Here is a 13,415-nt window from a genome sequence, read left to right as displayed (position 1 = left end):
TACGACCATTCCGGAGTAGTTCAGCGGGTGCCGGTGGCGGCGGAGCGCCGCCGCGACAGCGCGTCGACGCCGGCGGCGAGCAGCAGCACCAGGCCGGTGAAGATGTACTTCAGGCCGGAGCTCAGGTCCAGCAGTCCCATGCCGTTGATGATGACAGCCACCACCGCGCCGCCCAGCACCGCGTTGATCATCCGGCCCTTGCCACCGAAGAGGCTGGTGCCGCCGATCACCGCCGCGCCGACCGCGTACAGCAGCACGTTGCTGCCGCCGGTGTTCGGGTCGACGGACCGGTCCTTGCTCGCCGCGATGATGCCGCCGATCGCCGCCATGCCGGAGCAGATCACGAAGGCGGAGATCTTGATGCGGTCCACGTTGATGCCGGCCCGGCGGGCGGCTTCCTGATTGCCGCCGACGGCGTAGAGGTGCCGGCCGTACGCGGTGCGGTTGAGCACGAAGGTCCAGAAGACCAGCAGCACCCCGATGATCGGCACGACCACCGGCATGCCCTTGTTCGAGGTGATCAGCGGGTTGATGCTGCGCTCCTGGTTGAGCACGAGGACGGCGAGGCCGATCAGCACGGCGAGCCCGGCGATCCGGGCGAGCACCACCGCGATCGGGTCGGTGACCAGGCCGCGGGCGGCCCGGTTCCGGTGCCGCAGCAGCTGCGCGGCGGCGTACCCGAGGACCGCGACGGCGGCCAGCACCCAGCCGATGGCGGGCGGGATCCGGTCGTTCTCGATGCCGACGATGACCCCGTCGCTGATCGAGATGTTGGTGCCCTCCTTCATGAGCAGCAGCACCACGCCCTGGAAGGCGAGGAAGCCGGCCAGGGTGACCACGAAGGAGGGGATGCCCACCTTGGCCACCAGGAAGCCCAGGGTCAGGCCGATCACCACGCCGGTGGCCAGCGCGGCGAGCACCGCCACGTACCAGGGGTAGCCCAGGACGCTGACCACGTTGGCCAGGATCGCCGCGCAGACGCCGCTGGCGAAGCCGGCGGAGAGGTCGATCTCGCCGAGCAGCAGCACGAAGATCAGGCCCATTGCGATCACGGTGACCGCGGCGCCCTGGGTGAACAGGTTCGCGAAGTTCGCCGCGGAGAAGAAGACCGGGCGGACGATCGCGAAGACCACGCAGAGCACGACGAGGCCGATGACCGCGGGCAGGGAACCGAGGTCGCCGCCGCGTACCCGGGCGAGGTAGCTGCGGACGTGGTCGCCGACGGTGGGCGCCGGCGTGACGGCCGCGGGCCCTTCCTGCTGGACGACGGTGGTGGTCATCGGAGGGCTCCTGGGGTCGCGTCGGCGGGCTCGTGGCCGTTGCCCGACTCGGTGGCGAGGCCGAGGTTGCCGGAGCGGCCGGCGGTGATCAGCTCGACCACCTGCGAGTGGGTGATTTCGGTGGTCTTCACCTGGGCGACCATCTGGCCGAGGTAGAGCGCGGCGATCCGATCGGAGACGGCGAAGACGTCGTTCATGTTGTGCGAGATGAGCACCACGGCCAGGCCCTTGTCCGCCAGCCGGCGGACCAGCTCCAGCACCTGTGCGGTCTGCGCGACGCCGAGCGCGGCGGTCGGCTCGTCGAGGATGACCAGCTTGCTGTTCCAGAGCACCGCCTTGGCGATCGCCACGGTCTGGCGCTGACCGCCGGAGAGGCTGGAGACGTGCTGGCGCAGCGACTTGACGGTGCGGACGCTCAGCCCGGCCAGCGTCTCGGCGGCCAGCTGCTCCATGGTCGGCTCGTCGAGCACGATCCCGCTGCGCTTCTCCCGGCCGAGGAACATGTTCTGCACGATGTCGAGGTTGTCGCAGAGCGCGAGGTCCTGGTAGACGACCTCGATGCCGAGCCCGGCGGCGTCCCGGGGGTTGTTGATGTGCACCGGCTTGCCCTGGAAGAGGAACTCACCCGCATCGGTGGGGTAGATGCCGCTGATGCACTTGACCAGCGTGGACTTGCCGGCGCCGTTGTCGCCGACCAGCGCGGTCACTTCGCCGGGATGGGCGGAGAAGGCGACGTCGCGCAGGACCTGGACGGGACCGAAGCTCTTGTCGATCCCGCGTAGCTCCAGCAGGGGGGTTGCGGACACGGGGGTCTCCTTTGCGCGGAGGGGAGATCTCGGAACCCGTCCGGTGGCGCGCCCGCCCGGCACGGTGGGCACCGTGCCGGGCGGCGTCGCCGGAGCGGGATGGTGCGCGTACGGGTCAGCTGATGCCGGCGTCGGTGCAGAGCTTCGCGTACGCCCCGGTGCAGAGCTCTTCCTTGGTCACGAAGCCGTCGGCCACGACGTCCTTGACGTTGTCCTTGTAGATGGCCTTCGGCTCGAGCAGCACGGCGGCGACGTCCCGACCGCTCTCCGGGTCCTTCACCGACTGGCCGGTGTCCTTCCGCTGGCCCTTGGCGAGCGAGATGGCGAGATCGGCGGCCGCGTCCGCCTCCTTCTTGATCGCCTTGTAGACCGTCATGCACTGGTCACCGGCGAGGATGTTCTGCAGGCCCTGCGGCGTGGCGTCCTGGCCGGTCACCGGGACCTTGCCGTTGAGCTGGTTCTTCTTGAGCACCGAGATGGCCGCGTTGCCGAGACCGTCGTTGGCCGCGAGCACGCCGTCGATCTTGCCCTTGGTCTGGGTGAGCATCTGCTCGAAGATCACGCCGGCCTGCGCGTTGTCCCAGTCCGGAACGGACTGGTCCGGGCCCTTCACGTACTCCTTGGCGTCGAACTTCGGCTTGAGCACCGAGTCGTACCCGTTCTTGAACAGGGTGGCGTTGTTGTCGGTCGGGGAGCCGTTCAGGTAGGCGATGACCGGGCTCTTGGCGCCCTTGTCGGTCAGGCACTTGCTCAGGCCCTCACCCTGGAGCTTGCCGACTGCCTCGTTGTCGAAGCTGACGTAGTACAGGGCGGAGCCGCCCAGGGTCAGCCGGTCGTAGTCGATGGTGGCGACGCCCTGCGACTTCGCCTTCTCGAGCACCGCCTTGCCGGTGCCGGAGTCCAGGTTGACGATCATCAGGGCGGTCACGCCGCTGGTGAGCATGCCGTCCGCGATGGTGGAGAAGGCGGACTTGTCGCCCTGGGCGTTCTGGATCGTGTAGTCGACGCCGGCGGCCTTGAACGCCTCCTCCAGGAACTTGCGGTCCGCGCCTTCCCACCGCGCGGAGGACTTGCTGTCCGGGAGGATGACGCCGATCTTCGGCTTCTTGGCGCTGCCGGCCTGGTCGGAACCGCCGTTGTCACCACAGGCGGCCATGCTGCCGGTGGCCAGCAGGCCGACGGCGGCGAAGGTGAGGAAGCCCTTGCGCATGTGCACGGGTCCTTTCCGGGGGTGGGGGAGTGGTCGGTGGTTTGTTGTGTCCGGCAACGTATTCCCGTGCGTGTGACGAGCGCAAGACTGCCGAGGTCGGTAGTTTGTTGGCGGCGGTAACAATTCAGCAACGCCGCTGTCACCAGGCTGAGAGCGCTCCCCGCGCGAGGTGCGGGAAGGCCCGCGGAGCGACTCCCGGGTGGATCAGGCGGCGGCGATCGGCGCGGTGACGGCGTCGGTCAGCGCGACCAGATCAGCCGGGGCGAGCTGCAGTTGCAGGCCGCGGCGACCCGCCGAGACGTAGACCGTCGGGTGGTCCAGGGCGGACGCGTCGACCACCGTGGGCAGCCGATTGCGCTGGCCCAGCGGGCTGATCCCGCCGCGCACGTAGCCGGTGGCCCGCTCGGCCACGGCCCGGTCCGCCATGGTCGCCCGCTTGCCGCCCACCGCGGCGGCCAGGGCCTTGAGGTCCAGCTCCCCGGTGACCGGCACGACCGCCACGGTCAGCCCGCCGTCGACCTCGGTGACCAGGGACTTGAACACCCGCTCCGGCGGCACCCCGAGGGCCGCCGCGACCAGCGCGCCGTAGTTCGGCGCGTCCGGGGAGACCTGGTACGGGTGGGTGCTGTGGCTGATCTTGCGCTTCGTCAGCAGCGCTGTCGCCGGAGTGCCCTGTCCCGCCATGCCCGACAAGCTAACCCCGCCCGGCTCGGCGGGGCGAGTCGAAATCCGGGCTCAGCCCGGCACCGGCTGGCAGATCAGCACGGTCGGCGCGCCGCCCACCCGGGTGAGCATCAGGCTGGCCGCCGCCTTGCCGGCGAGCTTCAGGTCCCGGCGCAGCTGCTCCGGCTCCAGCGCCGAGCCACGCTTGAGGATCTCGACCCGGCCCACCCGGCGCTCGCGCAGCAGGGCGCGCAGCCGCTTCAGGGAGAACGGCAGCACGTCGGTGACCGTCAGGCAGCGGGCGTACGGGGTGGCCACCGGCGCGTCGGCGTACAGGTAGGCGATGCTCGGGTCGGCGAGGGTCGCGGACAGCTCCGCGGCCAGCTCGGCGACCAGGTGCGCGCGGACCACCGCCGGGTCGGGGTCGTACACGTACCGCCGGACCGCGCCCACCGGCGCCTCGGCGTCGCCGGAGCCGGTGAGCTGATGGCAGGGGGCCGTTCCGCTGCCGGCGCCGTTGTGCGGGGGCCCTTCCTCCAGCACGGTCGCGCGGCGGGGCACCTCGGCCAGCTCGCCGCACCAGAGGGCGGCCTCGACCAGGTCGCCGGCCACGCTGACCCACTCCGCCTCGGCGCCCGCCGGGATCAGCGCGTGGTCCAGCCCCGGGGCAACCTTCACCACGGTCCGCGGCACCCGTTCGGCCAGCCCGGTGACGAAATCCCAGGGCGGCGAGTAGGCGTTCGGGTCGAAGATCCGCCGCCCGGTGCCGGTCGCCCGTCGCGCCGGGTCGCAGAAGACCGCGTCCACCCGGGTCACGTCGAACGCCGTCGCGTCCCCGCATTCCACGGTGAACAGGTCGGCCAGCCCGGCCACCTCGGCGTTCGCGGCGGCCATCGCGGCGGTCACCGGATCGGCCTCCACCCCGTACACCCGGATGCCGGCGCGGGCGGCGGCGAGTGCGTCGGCGCCGAGACCGCACCCCAGGTCGGCGAGGGTGCGCACGCCGGCGGCGCGCAGCCGCGCGGCCCGCCGGTCGGCGACCACCCGGCGGGTGGCCTGCTCCAGCCCGGGGCGGGTGAGGAACATGCCGGCGGCCCCGGGCCCGAACTTGCCGACCGCTCGGCGGCGCAGCTCGGCCTGGGTGAGCGCGGCGGCGGCCAGCCCGGCCGGGAACCCCGCCGAGCGGAGCCGGGCCGCCGCGGCCAGCGGGTCGCCGCCGGCCACCTCGGCGGCCGCCGCGAGGGCGGCCGACCCCTCGGGGGTACGCAGCGCGGCGAGCTGGTCGAGATCCATCCGCCCATTCTCCCGGCCCTGGTCGGCGCCCGGTCGCCGACCTGGCGGGGGCCGGCGGGGCGGGATCCCGCGACGTCGCCGACGTGGCGGGTTTGGTGGGCCGGGACCCCGCCACCTCGCCGAGCCGGCGAGGGCGGCGTGCCGGGCCACCCGGAGGGCGGCGGTGGCGGCGACGAAGGGTTGCCAGCTCGCCGGGGGCGAAGGTGTGGGCGACACGGGGGCCATTGCGTTGGCACTCTCCTTGACGGAGTGCTAGCCGAGGAATAACCTGCGATTAGCACTCTCACCCTGAGGGTGCCAACGCCCGGGCCCTGGTGTCCGGGGGTTGAACGCCAGGCGGACCGGCACCCGCGACGACGGCCCCGCCCGGTGGCATGTGGCAGATTGACGCCGGTCGGCGTGCCGACCGGCAACGAAACCAGTACCCCAGGAGGGTATGCCCGTGACTACCGCGACCAAGGTTGCGATCAAGCCGCTCGAGGACCGGATCGTGGTCCAGGCGAACGAGGCTGAGACCACCACGGCGTCGGGCATCGTGATCCCCGACACCGCCAAGGAGAAGCCGCAGGAGGGCACCGTCCTCGCTGTCGGCCCGGGCCGGATCGACGACAAGGGCAACCGCGTTCCGATCGACGTGAAGGTCGGCGACACCGTCCTGTACTCGAAGTACGGCGGCACCGAGGTCAAGTACGCCGGCGAGGAGTACCTGGTGCTCTCCGCCCGCGACGTCCTCGCGGTCATCGAGAAGTAAGCAACCGATCAGTGTCGTTGCCCCGGTCCGGCTCGCCGGGCCGGGGCAGCGTCGCTTCGAAGGGATACCGATGGCGAAGATCCTCAGCTTCTCGGACGACGCCCGGCACCTGCTCGAGCACGGTGTCAACGCTCTCGCGGACGCGGTCAAGGTCACCCTCGGCCCGCGCGGGCGCAACGTCGTCCTGGACAAGAAGTTCGGTGCACCGACGATCACCAACGACGGCGTGACCATCGCCAAGGAGATCGAGCTCACCAACCCGTACGAGAACCTCGGCGCGCAGCTGGTCAAGGAGGTGGCGACCAAGACCAACGACGTCGCCGGCGACGGGACCACCACCGCGACCGTGCTGGCCCAGGCGATGGTCCGCGAGGGCCTGCGCAACGTCGCGGCCGGCGCCAACCCGGCCGGCCTCAAGCGGGGCATCGACGCGGCGGCGAACAAGGTCTCCGAGGCCCTGCTCGGCCGGGCCGTCGAGGTGGCCGACAAGGAGTCGATCGCGCACGTCGCGACGATCTCCGCACAGGACGCCACCATCGGCGAGCTGATCGCCGAGGCGATGGAGAAGGTCGGCCGCGACGGTGTCATCACCGTCGAGGAGGGCTCCGCGCTCACCACGGAGCTGGAGGTGACCGAGGGCCTCCAGTTCGACAAGGGCTTCATCTCGCCCAACTTCGTCACCGACGTGGAGGGGCAGGAGTCGGTCCTGGAGGACCCGTACATCCTGATCACCACCCAGAAGATCTCGGCGATCGAGGAGCTGCTGCCGCTGCTGGAGAAGGTCCTCCAGCAGAACAAGCCGCTGCTGATCATCGCCGAGGACGTCGAGGGCCAGGCGCTGTCCACCCTGGTGGTCAACGCGATCCGCAAGACCCTCAAGGTCTGCGCGGTGAAGGCTCCCGGCTTCGGCGACCGCCGCAAGGCGATGCTGCAGGACATGGCGATCCTGACCGGTGCCGAGCTGGTCGCCCCGGAGCTGGGCTACAAGCTCGACCAGGTCGGCGTGGAGGTGCTCGGCACCGCCCGCCGCGTGGTGGTCGACAAGGAGACCACCACCGTCGTCGACGGTGGTGGTCGGGCCTCCGAGGTCGCCGACCGGGTCGCCCAGATCCGCAAGGAGATCGAGGCCTCGGACTCCGAGTGGGACCGGGAGAAGCTGGCCGAGCGGCTGGCGAAGCTCTCCGGTGGCGTCGCGGTCATCAAGGCGGGCGCGGCCACCGAGGTCGAGATGAAGGAGCGCAAGCACCGCATCGAGGACGCCATCGCGGCGACCAAGGCCGCGGTGGAGGAGGGTACGGTTCCGGGCGGCGGCGCCGCCCTGGCCCAGATCCTGCCGGCGCTCGACGACGACCTCGGCTTCACCGGTGACGAGAAGGTCGGCGTCTCGATCGTGCGCAAGGCGCTGGTCGAGCCGCTGCGCTGGATCGCCCAGAACGCCGGCCACGACGGCTACGTGGTGGTGCAGAAGGTCGCCGGCAAGGAGTGGGGCCACGGCCTCGACGCCGCCAAGGGCGAGTACGTGGACCTGGTCAAGTCCGGCATCATCGACCCGGTGAAGGTGACCCGCAACGCGGTCACCAACGCCGCCTCGATCGCCGGCCTGCTGCTCACCACCGAGAGCCTGGTGGTGGAGAAGCCGGAGAAGGCCGAGCCGGCCGCCGGCGGTGGCCACGGCCACGGCCACGGTCACGGCCACCAGCACGGCCCGGGCTTCTGATCCCCGTACGGCCTGAGTCAGGGCACACCGCCCACGCGGTGTGCCCTGATCCGTATCTGCTTACGGAACGCTGACGTGGCTGGCGGTCGGCCGCTGGGCGCGCCCACACTGGTCGGCGTGAGCAGCATGTCCCGCCGCCGGGCGGCGCTGGCCGGGGTCACCGCCGCGGCCGTGGCGATCGGCTCCGCCGAGCCGGTGGCCGTCCTCACCGGGCCCCGCTCGGCGCCGCTGATCGCGGTCGGCGGCCTGGTGGTCGACCTGGTGCCCGAGCCGCTCAAGCAGTTCGCCATCGCGCTCTTCGGCCGGTACGACAAGATCGCCCTGCTGGTCGGGACGGCGGTGCTGCTGGCCGCGTTCGCCGCGCTGCTCGGCGTGCTCGCGGCCCGGCGACGCTGGGCCGGCCCGGCCGGCATCGCCGGGTTCGCCGCCCTCGGGGTGGCCGCCGCGCTGACCCGGGCCGGCGCGGACGCCGCCGACGCGCTGCCCTCGCTGGTCGGCGGCGGGCTGGGGGCGCTGACGCTCTGGGCCTTCGTCGCCGGCCCGCTGCGGGTGGATCCGGGGCCGGCGGGCCCGGCCACACCACACCGGGCCACCTCACCCGGGCCCACCCCACCCCCGGCCGTCGCCGCGCTCGCGCGGGAGGAGCCCGTCGCGGGGTGGGAGCCGCTGGAGAGCGGGGATCCGGGGCCGCGGCGGCGGTTCCTGCGCGACGTCGGCCTGCTGGCCGGGACGGCGGCGGTGGCGGGGCTCGGCGGGCACTGGCTGGCCGGCCGGCGGGGCGTCTCGGCGGCCCGGCAGGCGGTGGCCCTGCCCGCCCCGGTGGCGCCCGCCCCGCCGGTGCCGGCCGGCGCGGACCTGTCGGTGAGCCGGCTTGCCCCCTACGTGACCCCGAACCAGGAGTTCTACCGGATCGACACCGCCCTGGTGGTGCCGCAGGTGGACCCGGCGACCTGGCGGCTGCGCATCCACGGCCGGGTACGCAAGCCGATCGAGTTGAGCTTCGCCGACCTGCTCGCCCGGCCGATGGTCGAGCGCTACGTGACGCTGGCCTGCGTCTCGAACGAGGTGGGCGGGGACCTGATCGGCAATGCCCGGTGGCTCGGCGTACCGATCAAGGAGTTGCTGGACGAGGCCGAGCCGGAGGAGGGCGCGGACCAGGTGGTCGGGCGCTCGGTCGACGGCTGGACCTGCGGCACCCCGACGGCGGTGCTGCGGGACGGTCGCGACGCGCTGCTCGCGGTCGGCATGAACGGCGAGCCGCTGCCGGTCGAGCACGGCTTCCCGGTGCGCATGGTGGTGCCCGGGCTCTACGGGTACGTCTCGGCGTGCAAGTGGGTGACCGAGCTGGAGCTGACCCGCTTCGCCGACTTCGACGCGTACTGGGTGCCGCGCGGGTGGTCGGCGCAGGCGCCGATCAAGACCCAGTCGCGGATCGACACGCCGCGCCCGCGCAACCGGCTCACCGCCGGCCCGGTCACGGTCGCCGGGGTGGCCTGGGCTCAGCACCGGGGCATCCGGACCGTCGAGGTACGCGTCGACGGCGGCCCCTGGCAGCAGGCGACGCTCGCCCCGACGGTCTCGGTGGACACCTGGGTGCAGTGGTCGTGGCGCTGGGCCGCCACCCCGGGCGAGCACACCCTCCGGGTACGCGCCACCGACGCCGACGGCGAGACCCAGCCGGGGGAGCGGCGGCCGGTCGCGCCGGACGGGGCCACCGGCTGGCACACGGTGCGGGTGACCGTCGGCTGAACCGGCCGGCGGACGCCGGGTCGATCTCCACGACGGGCACGTGCGCGGCGAGGGTGGCCGCCGCGGGTGGCTGGCGGCGCGGGGCCGGAGAGGCCCTGCTCGCTCGCTGTGGAGCTGATGTCGTGAACGACTCATGCGCGTGCCGAGTCGTTCGTGATGTCAGCTCGAAAGGGAGCGAGAACCTGTCTCCCCGCGCGGAGCCGGCGTCGCCTGGCGGGTCCGGCCCGACGGCGCACACACGACGCCGCGCCCCGGAGTTCGGGACGCGGCGTCGGGATGGCCGGTGTCGGCCGGTCAGGCGACCTTGCGCTGTTCCGGCACGGTGGACCTGTGCGGCTGGCCGAGCCGGGCCTCCAGCCGGGCCACGTCGACCCGGGTGTGCCGGCGGTCGGCGAGGTCCTCCCAGCCGAGGGCGAGCAGCCGGAGCCGCTCCGCCTCGCTGAACCCGCCCCACACGCCGTACGGCTCGCGGACCGACAGGGCGTGGGCGGCGCACTCGGCCCGTACCGGGCAGGCCCGGCAGACGGCCTTGGCGCCGGACTCGCGGCGCAGCCGCGAGGAGCCGCGCTCGCCGTCGGGGTGGAAGAACTGAGCGCTGTCCCTCCCCCGGCAGGCACCGAGCCGCTGCCAGTCCCACAGGTCGACAATGGGTCCAGGCAGTCTGCGTACGTTCGACATCAGCACCCCTCCTCCCGCGCGGCACCGCGGAGAATCCTTCGTGGCCAGCTACCGGTCGGCGGTCCGCGCGGGACACCCGTTTCCGGCCTGACCCCTCGTACCCGGGCTGTCCAGCGCTCACACATCTTTGATCGAAAACCTCGGACGGTTGGTGGCATATGCCCCATCTGTCGGAAAAGTTCTGATGATTGCCCGGAACCTCCTCCTGACCCGGCCCCGCCGTGGTCTGCTCTGAGTCGGAGAGGAGACGACTGTGCGTAGCGTTCTCGTATGCGTTCGGACACCAATCGCGGCCCAGCACCTGGCCTCCGCGGCGGCGCGGCTCGGGCTGTCCGGCGTCGTCCGGACGGCGGTCTCCGATCCCGAGGTGATGTTGCGGCTCGCCGAACGCCCCGTCGACGTGGTGCTCGCCGACACCGCCCTCACCCGGCCGGACAGCGCGGGCTTCGTCCGGCGGGTGCTCGCCCGGGCGCCCCAGGCCGCGGTGCTGCTGCTCGGAACCGAGGAGTCGGAGGCGGCGGCGGCCACCATCAGCGCCGGAGCGCGTGGGCTCATCCAGGGTGCCGACCATGATCTGACCAGCGCGGTGGCGAAGGCCCTGCTGCTGCTCGCCGCTCCCGGACGGGCGGCCAAGCACCGGGTGACCGACCCGGCCCGGGACACCGCGGCGGTCGGCGGGACGGCCCGCTCGGCCGCGCCGGGGCGTACCCCCGCCGGACCGGCGCCGGCCTGGTCGGCGGGCCCGCCGGAGGTGCCGGGCGGCGCGCCCACGGTGGTGCCGGTGCAGCGGGGCGAGGACGCCCCCGATCCGGCCGATGCCGAGCCGGCGCCGGCGGGCGGTCCGCAGCGTGCCACGCCCAACGCCCGCAGCGCCATCGGGCTGACCGAGCGGGAGCTTCAGGTGCTGCTCGGCATGGCCGAGGGGAAGAGCAACGCGGAGATCGGGCGGGAGTTGTTCGTCTCGGAGGACACCGTCAAGACGCACGCCCGCCGGCTGTTCCGCAAGCTGGGCGCCCGGGACCGGGCGCACGCCGTGGCCGCGGGCTTCCGCGCCGGCCTGGTCGCCTGAGCGGCACCGGCCGGGCGGTCAGTCCTCGGCGGACGGGTCGTCCTCGGTGCCCTCGGTCAGGGTGTCGTGCACGCCGTCCGCGTAGCCCCGGGCGTAGTCCCAGCTGACGTAGTGGTCCGGGTCCGGGTCGTAGGCCGGCTCGTGCACCCGCGGGCGCCCGGAGTTGAGCAGGTGGCGCAGGTTGCCCCGGAGCAGGTCCCAGTCGAAGTAGTGCGGCTCGCGGCAGTCCTCGCACTCGATGACCAGGCCACGCACCCCGATCGGCTGGAGCAGGGCCTGGTAGATCTCCAGGTCGGCGAGGTCCTCCAGGACATCCTGCCGCTCGACCTCGGTCAGCGGGTCGAGCGGGTCGTCCGCGCGCGGGTCGTGCAGGCTGGCAGCCGGATCGGCCGGGTCGCCGTTGAACGGGTCGATGGGCTCGTCGTGCACCCCCTCACCGTAGTCCCCGCCACACCGAAAAGTCCGCCCCCGGGACTCCCTGTGGCGCCGCCTACCCTGGCCCGCCGCTGCCGGGACCCGCGCTGGTTGGTGGGTACGATGAAGCGACGCGCCGTCATCTCGGCGTGCGCCGGTCCAGGCGCGCGCCGCCTCGCTGAAGCCCGTCCGAAACAGCTCAGGGGAGCAATCGTGGAGAATTCGCCCAGCACCGACCTTACTGCCGGCGTCGACGGCGGCGAGCTGGGCGGTCACCTGCCCGAACTGCCGGCCGGCTCGGCGCGGGTGGTGCCGCTCGGGCTGACCTTCGACGACGTGCTGCTCCAGCCCGGCGAGTCGGACGTCGTCCCGAGCCGGGTGAACACCCGCACCAAGCTCACCCGCACCGTCGAGCTCAACATCCCGCTGCTGTCCAGCGCGATGGACACCGTCACCGAGGCGCGGATGGCGATCGCCATGGCCCGCCAGGGCGGCATCGGTGTGCTGCACCGCAACCTCTCCGTCGAGGACCAGGCGCTCCAGGTCGACCTGGTGAAGCGCTCCGAGTCCGGCATGATCACCAACCCGGTGACCGCCAGCCCGGACGACACCCTCCGCGAGGTCGACTCGCTCTGTGGCCGCTACCGCATCTCCGGCGTGCCGGTGGTCGACGGGCAGGGCGAGCTCGTCGGCATCGTCACCAACCGCGACATGCGCTTCGTCTCCGACCCGTCCACCCCGGTCCGCGAGATCATGACCCGCACCCCGCTGGTCACCGCCCCGGTCGGGGTGAGCAAGGACGAGGCGCTGGCGCTGCTCCGGCAGCACAAGGTGGAGAAGCTGCCGATCGTCGACGACTCGGGCAAGCTGCGTGGCCTGATCACGGTCAAGGACTTCACCAAGAGCGAGCAGTACCCGAACGCCACCAAGGACTCCGCCGGCCGGCTCCGGGTCGCCGCCGCGATCGGCGTGGGCGAGGACGCGTACAAGCGGGCCCGCACCCTGGTCGACGCGGGCGTCGACGTGCTGATCGTGGACACCGCGCACGGCCACCAGCGCGCCGTGCTGGAGATGGTCGCCCGGCTCAAGAAGGACGTCGCCATCGACATCGTCGGCGGCAACGTGGCCACGTACGCCGGTGCGAAGGCGCTGGTCGACGCGGGCGCGGACGGCGTCAAGGTGGGCGTCGGCCCCGGCGCCATCTGCACCACCCGGATCGTGGCCGGGGTGGGCGTACCGCAGATCACCGCGATCATGGAGGCCGCCCGGGCGGCCCGCCCGGCCGGCGTGCCGGTGATCGGCGACGGCGGCATCCAATACTCGGGCGACATCGCCAAGGCCCTGGTGGCCGGCGCCGACACGGTGATGCTCGGCGGCCTGCTGGCAGGCAGCGAGGAGAGCCCGGGCGAGCTGCTCTTCATCAACGGCAAGCAGTACAAGGCGTACCGGGGGATGGGCTCGCTCGGCGCGATGCAGTCCCGCGGCCAGGCCAAGTCGTACTCCAAGGACCGCTACTTCCAGCAGGACGTGACCAGCGACGAGAAGCTGGTCCCGGAGGGCGTCGAGGGCCAGGTGCCCTACCGGGGCCCGCTCGCCCAGGTCGCCCACCAGCTCGTCGGCGGGCTGCGGCTGGCGATGGGGTACGCCGGTGCCGAGAGCATCCCGGAGTTGCACGAGCGTGGCCAGCTCATCCGGATCACCGCGGCCGGGCTCAAGGAGAGCCACCCGCACGACATCCAGATGACGGTCGAGGCGCCCAACTACCACACCCGCTGACCATCACCC

Annotated in this window: 12 protein-coding genes; 5 read left to right on the top strand and 7 right to left on the bottom strand. The window is 72.5% G+C overall.

Going from position 1 to position 13,415, the window contains the following annotated elements; all coding sequences use genetic code 11:
- Positions 1-20: 20 nt before the first annotated feature.
- The 5 genes from ABZ783_RS15230 to ABZ783_RS15210 form a co-directional block, all read right to left on the bottom strand.
- Positions 21-1,280, bottom strand: a complete 1,260-nt coding sequence (locus ABZ783_RS15230) for an ABC transporter permease (RefSeq protein ID WP_073834866.1) — start codon at positions 1,278-1,280, stop codon at positions 21-23.
- Positions 1,277-2,086 carry an ATP-binding cassette domain-containing protein gene (locus tag ABZ783_RS15225; RefSeq protein WP_357438051.1) on the bottom strand — a complete coding sequence of 270 codons (810 nt, stop codon included), beginning with the start codon at positions 2,084-2,086 and terminating at the stop codon, positions 1,277-1,279. Before ABZ783_RS15225 ends, ABZ783_RS15230 begins: the two co-directional genes overlap by 4 nt.
- 115 nt (positions 2,087-2,201) lie before the next feature.
- Positions 2,202-3,296 (bottom strand): substrate-binding domain-containing protein, encoded by a 1,095-nt coding sequence (locus tag ABZ783_RS15220; RefSeq protein WP_357438049.1) that lies wholly within the window; start codon positions 3,294-3,296, stop codon positions 2,202-2,204.
- 204 nt (positions 3,297-3,500) lie between these two features.
- Complete coding sequence (gene ybaK / locus ABZ783_RS15215) at positions 3,501-3,980, bottom strand: Cys-tRNA(Pro) deacylase (protein WP_357438047.1); 480 nt, start codon at positions 3,978-3,980, stop codon at positions 3,501-3,503.
- A 51-nt stretch (positions 3,981-4,031) separates the two neighbouring features.
- Complete coding sequence (locus ABZ783_RS15210; RefSeq protein ID WP_357438045.1) at positions 4,032-5,252, bottom strand: methyltransferase domain-containing protein; 1,221 nt, start codon at positions 5,250-5,252, stop codon at positions 4,032-4,034.
- A 436-nt stretch (positions 5,253-5,688) separates the two neighbouring features.
- Here ABZ783_RS15210 and groES point away from each other — a divergent pair, with 436 nt between their 5' ends.
- The 3 genes from groES to ABZ783_RS15195 all read left to right on the top strand — a co-directional run bounded on the left by groES (position 5,689) and on the right by ABZ783_RS15195 (position 9,469).
- Positions 5,689-6,003 (top strand): co-chaperone GroES, encoded by a 315-nt coding sequence (groES, locus tag ABZ783_RS15205; protein ID WP_018222648.1) that lies wholly within the window; start codon positions 5,689-5,691, stop codon positions 6,001-6,003.
- 70 nt (positions 6,004-6,073) lie between these two features.
- Positions 6,074-7,720, top strand: a complete 1,647-nt coding sequence (gene groL / locus ABZ783_RS15200) for a chaperonin GroEL (protein ID WP_357438043.1) — start codon at positions 6,074-6,076, stop codon at positions 7,718-7,720.
- A 117-nt stretch (positions 7,721-7,837) separates the two neighbouring features.
- Positions 7,838-9,469 carry a molybdopterin-dependent oxidoreductase gene (locus tag ABZ783_RS15195; protein ID WP_357438040.1) on the top strand — a complete coding sequence of 544 codons (1,632 nt, stop codon included), beginning with the start codon at positions 7,838-7,840 and terminating at the stop codon, positions 9,467-9,469.
- 294 nt (positions 9,470-9,763) lie between these two features.
- Here the strand turns inward: ABZ783_RS15195 and ABZ783_RS15190 are convergent, their stop codons facing one another.
- Positions 9,764-10,147, bottom strand: a complete 384-nt coding sequence (locus ABZ783_RS15190) for a WhiB family transcriptional regulator (RefSeq protein WP_357438037.1) — start codon at positions 10,145-10,147, stop codon at positions 9,764-9,766.
- 253 nt (positions 10,148-10,400) lie between these two features.
- Between ABZ783_RS15190 and ABZ783_RS15185 the strand changes: the two genes are divergently transcribed.
- Positions 10,401-11,216: a LuxR C-terminal-related transcriptional regulator gene (locus tag ABZ783_RS15185; protein WP_357438034.1), complete on the top strand. Its 816-nt coding sequence runs from the start codon at positions 10,401-10,403 to the stop codon at positions 11,214-11,216.
- An 18-nt stretch (positions 11,217-11,234) separates the two neighbouring features.
- Here ABZ783_RS15185 and ABZ783_RS15180 read toward each other — a convergent pair whose 3' ends face one another.
- The gene (locus ABZ783_RS15180; RefSeq protein WP_357438031.1) at positions 11,235-11,645 is read right to left on the bottom strand and encodes a DUF5319 domain-containing protein; all 411 of its coding nucleotides are present in this window, start codon (positions 11,643-11,645) and stop codon (positions 11,235-11,237) included.
- Positions 11,646-11,843: 198 nt separating this feature from the next.
- On the opposite strand from ABZ783_RS15180, the gene guaB reads away from it, so the two are divergent.
- Complete coding sequence (gene guaB / locus ABZ783_RS15175; protein ID WP_357438028.1) at positions 11,844-13,406, top strand: IMP dehydrogenase; 1,563 nt, start codon at positions 11,844-11,846, stop codon at positions 13,404-13,406.
- Positions 13,407-13,415 lie beyond the last annotated feature (9 nt).

The sequence above is a fragment of the Micromonospora sp. NPDC047738 genome (assembly GCF_040642675.1).
GTDB lineage: Bacteria > Actinomycetota > Actinomycetes > Mycobacteriales > Micromonosporaceae > Micromonospora.
The sequence above is the reverse complement of the archived record's forward strand: the minus strand, read 5'-3'. Positions and strand labels throughout refer to the sequence as shown.

What these genes read in the sequence shown, in the direction of transcription:
- ABZ783_RS15220 (WP_357438049.1), bottom strand. Translation starts at nt 3,296, where the DNA reads ATGCGCAAGGGCTTCCTCACCTTCGCCGCCGTCGGCCTGCTGGCCACC.
- groL (WP_357438043.1), top strand. Translation starts at nt 6,074, where the DNA reads ATGGCGAAGATCCTCAGCTTCTCGGACGACGCCCGGCACCTGCTCGAG.
- ABZ783_RS15230 (WP_073834866.1), bottom strand. Translation starts at nt 1,280, where the DNA reads ATGACCACCACCGTCGTCCAGCAGGAAGGGCCCGCGGCCGTCACGCCG.
- ybaK (WP_357438047.1), bottom strand. Translation starts at nt 3,980, where the DNA reads ATGGCGGGACAGGGCACTCCGGCGACAGCGCTGCTGACGAAGCGCAAG.
- ABZ783_RS15210 (WP_357438045.1), bottom strand. Translation starts at nt 5,252, where the DNA reads ATGGATCTCGACCAGCTCGCCGCGCTGCGTACCCCCGAGGGGTCGGCC.
- ABZ783_RS15190 (WP_357438037.1), bottom strand. Translation starts at nt 10,147, where the DNA reads ATGTCGAACGTACGCAGACTGCCTGGACCCATTGTCGACCTGTGGGAC.
- groES (WP_018222648.1), top strand. Translation starts at nt 5,689, where the DNA reads ATGCCCGTGACTACCGCGACCAAGGTTGCGATCAAGCCGCTCGAGGAC.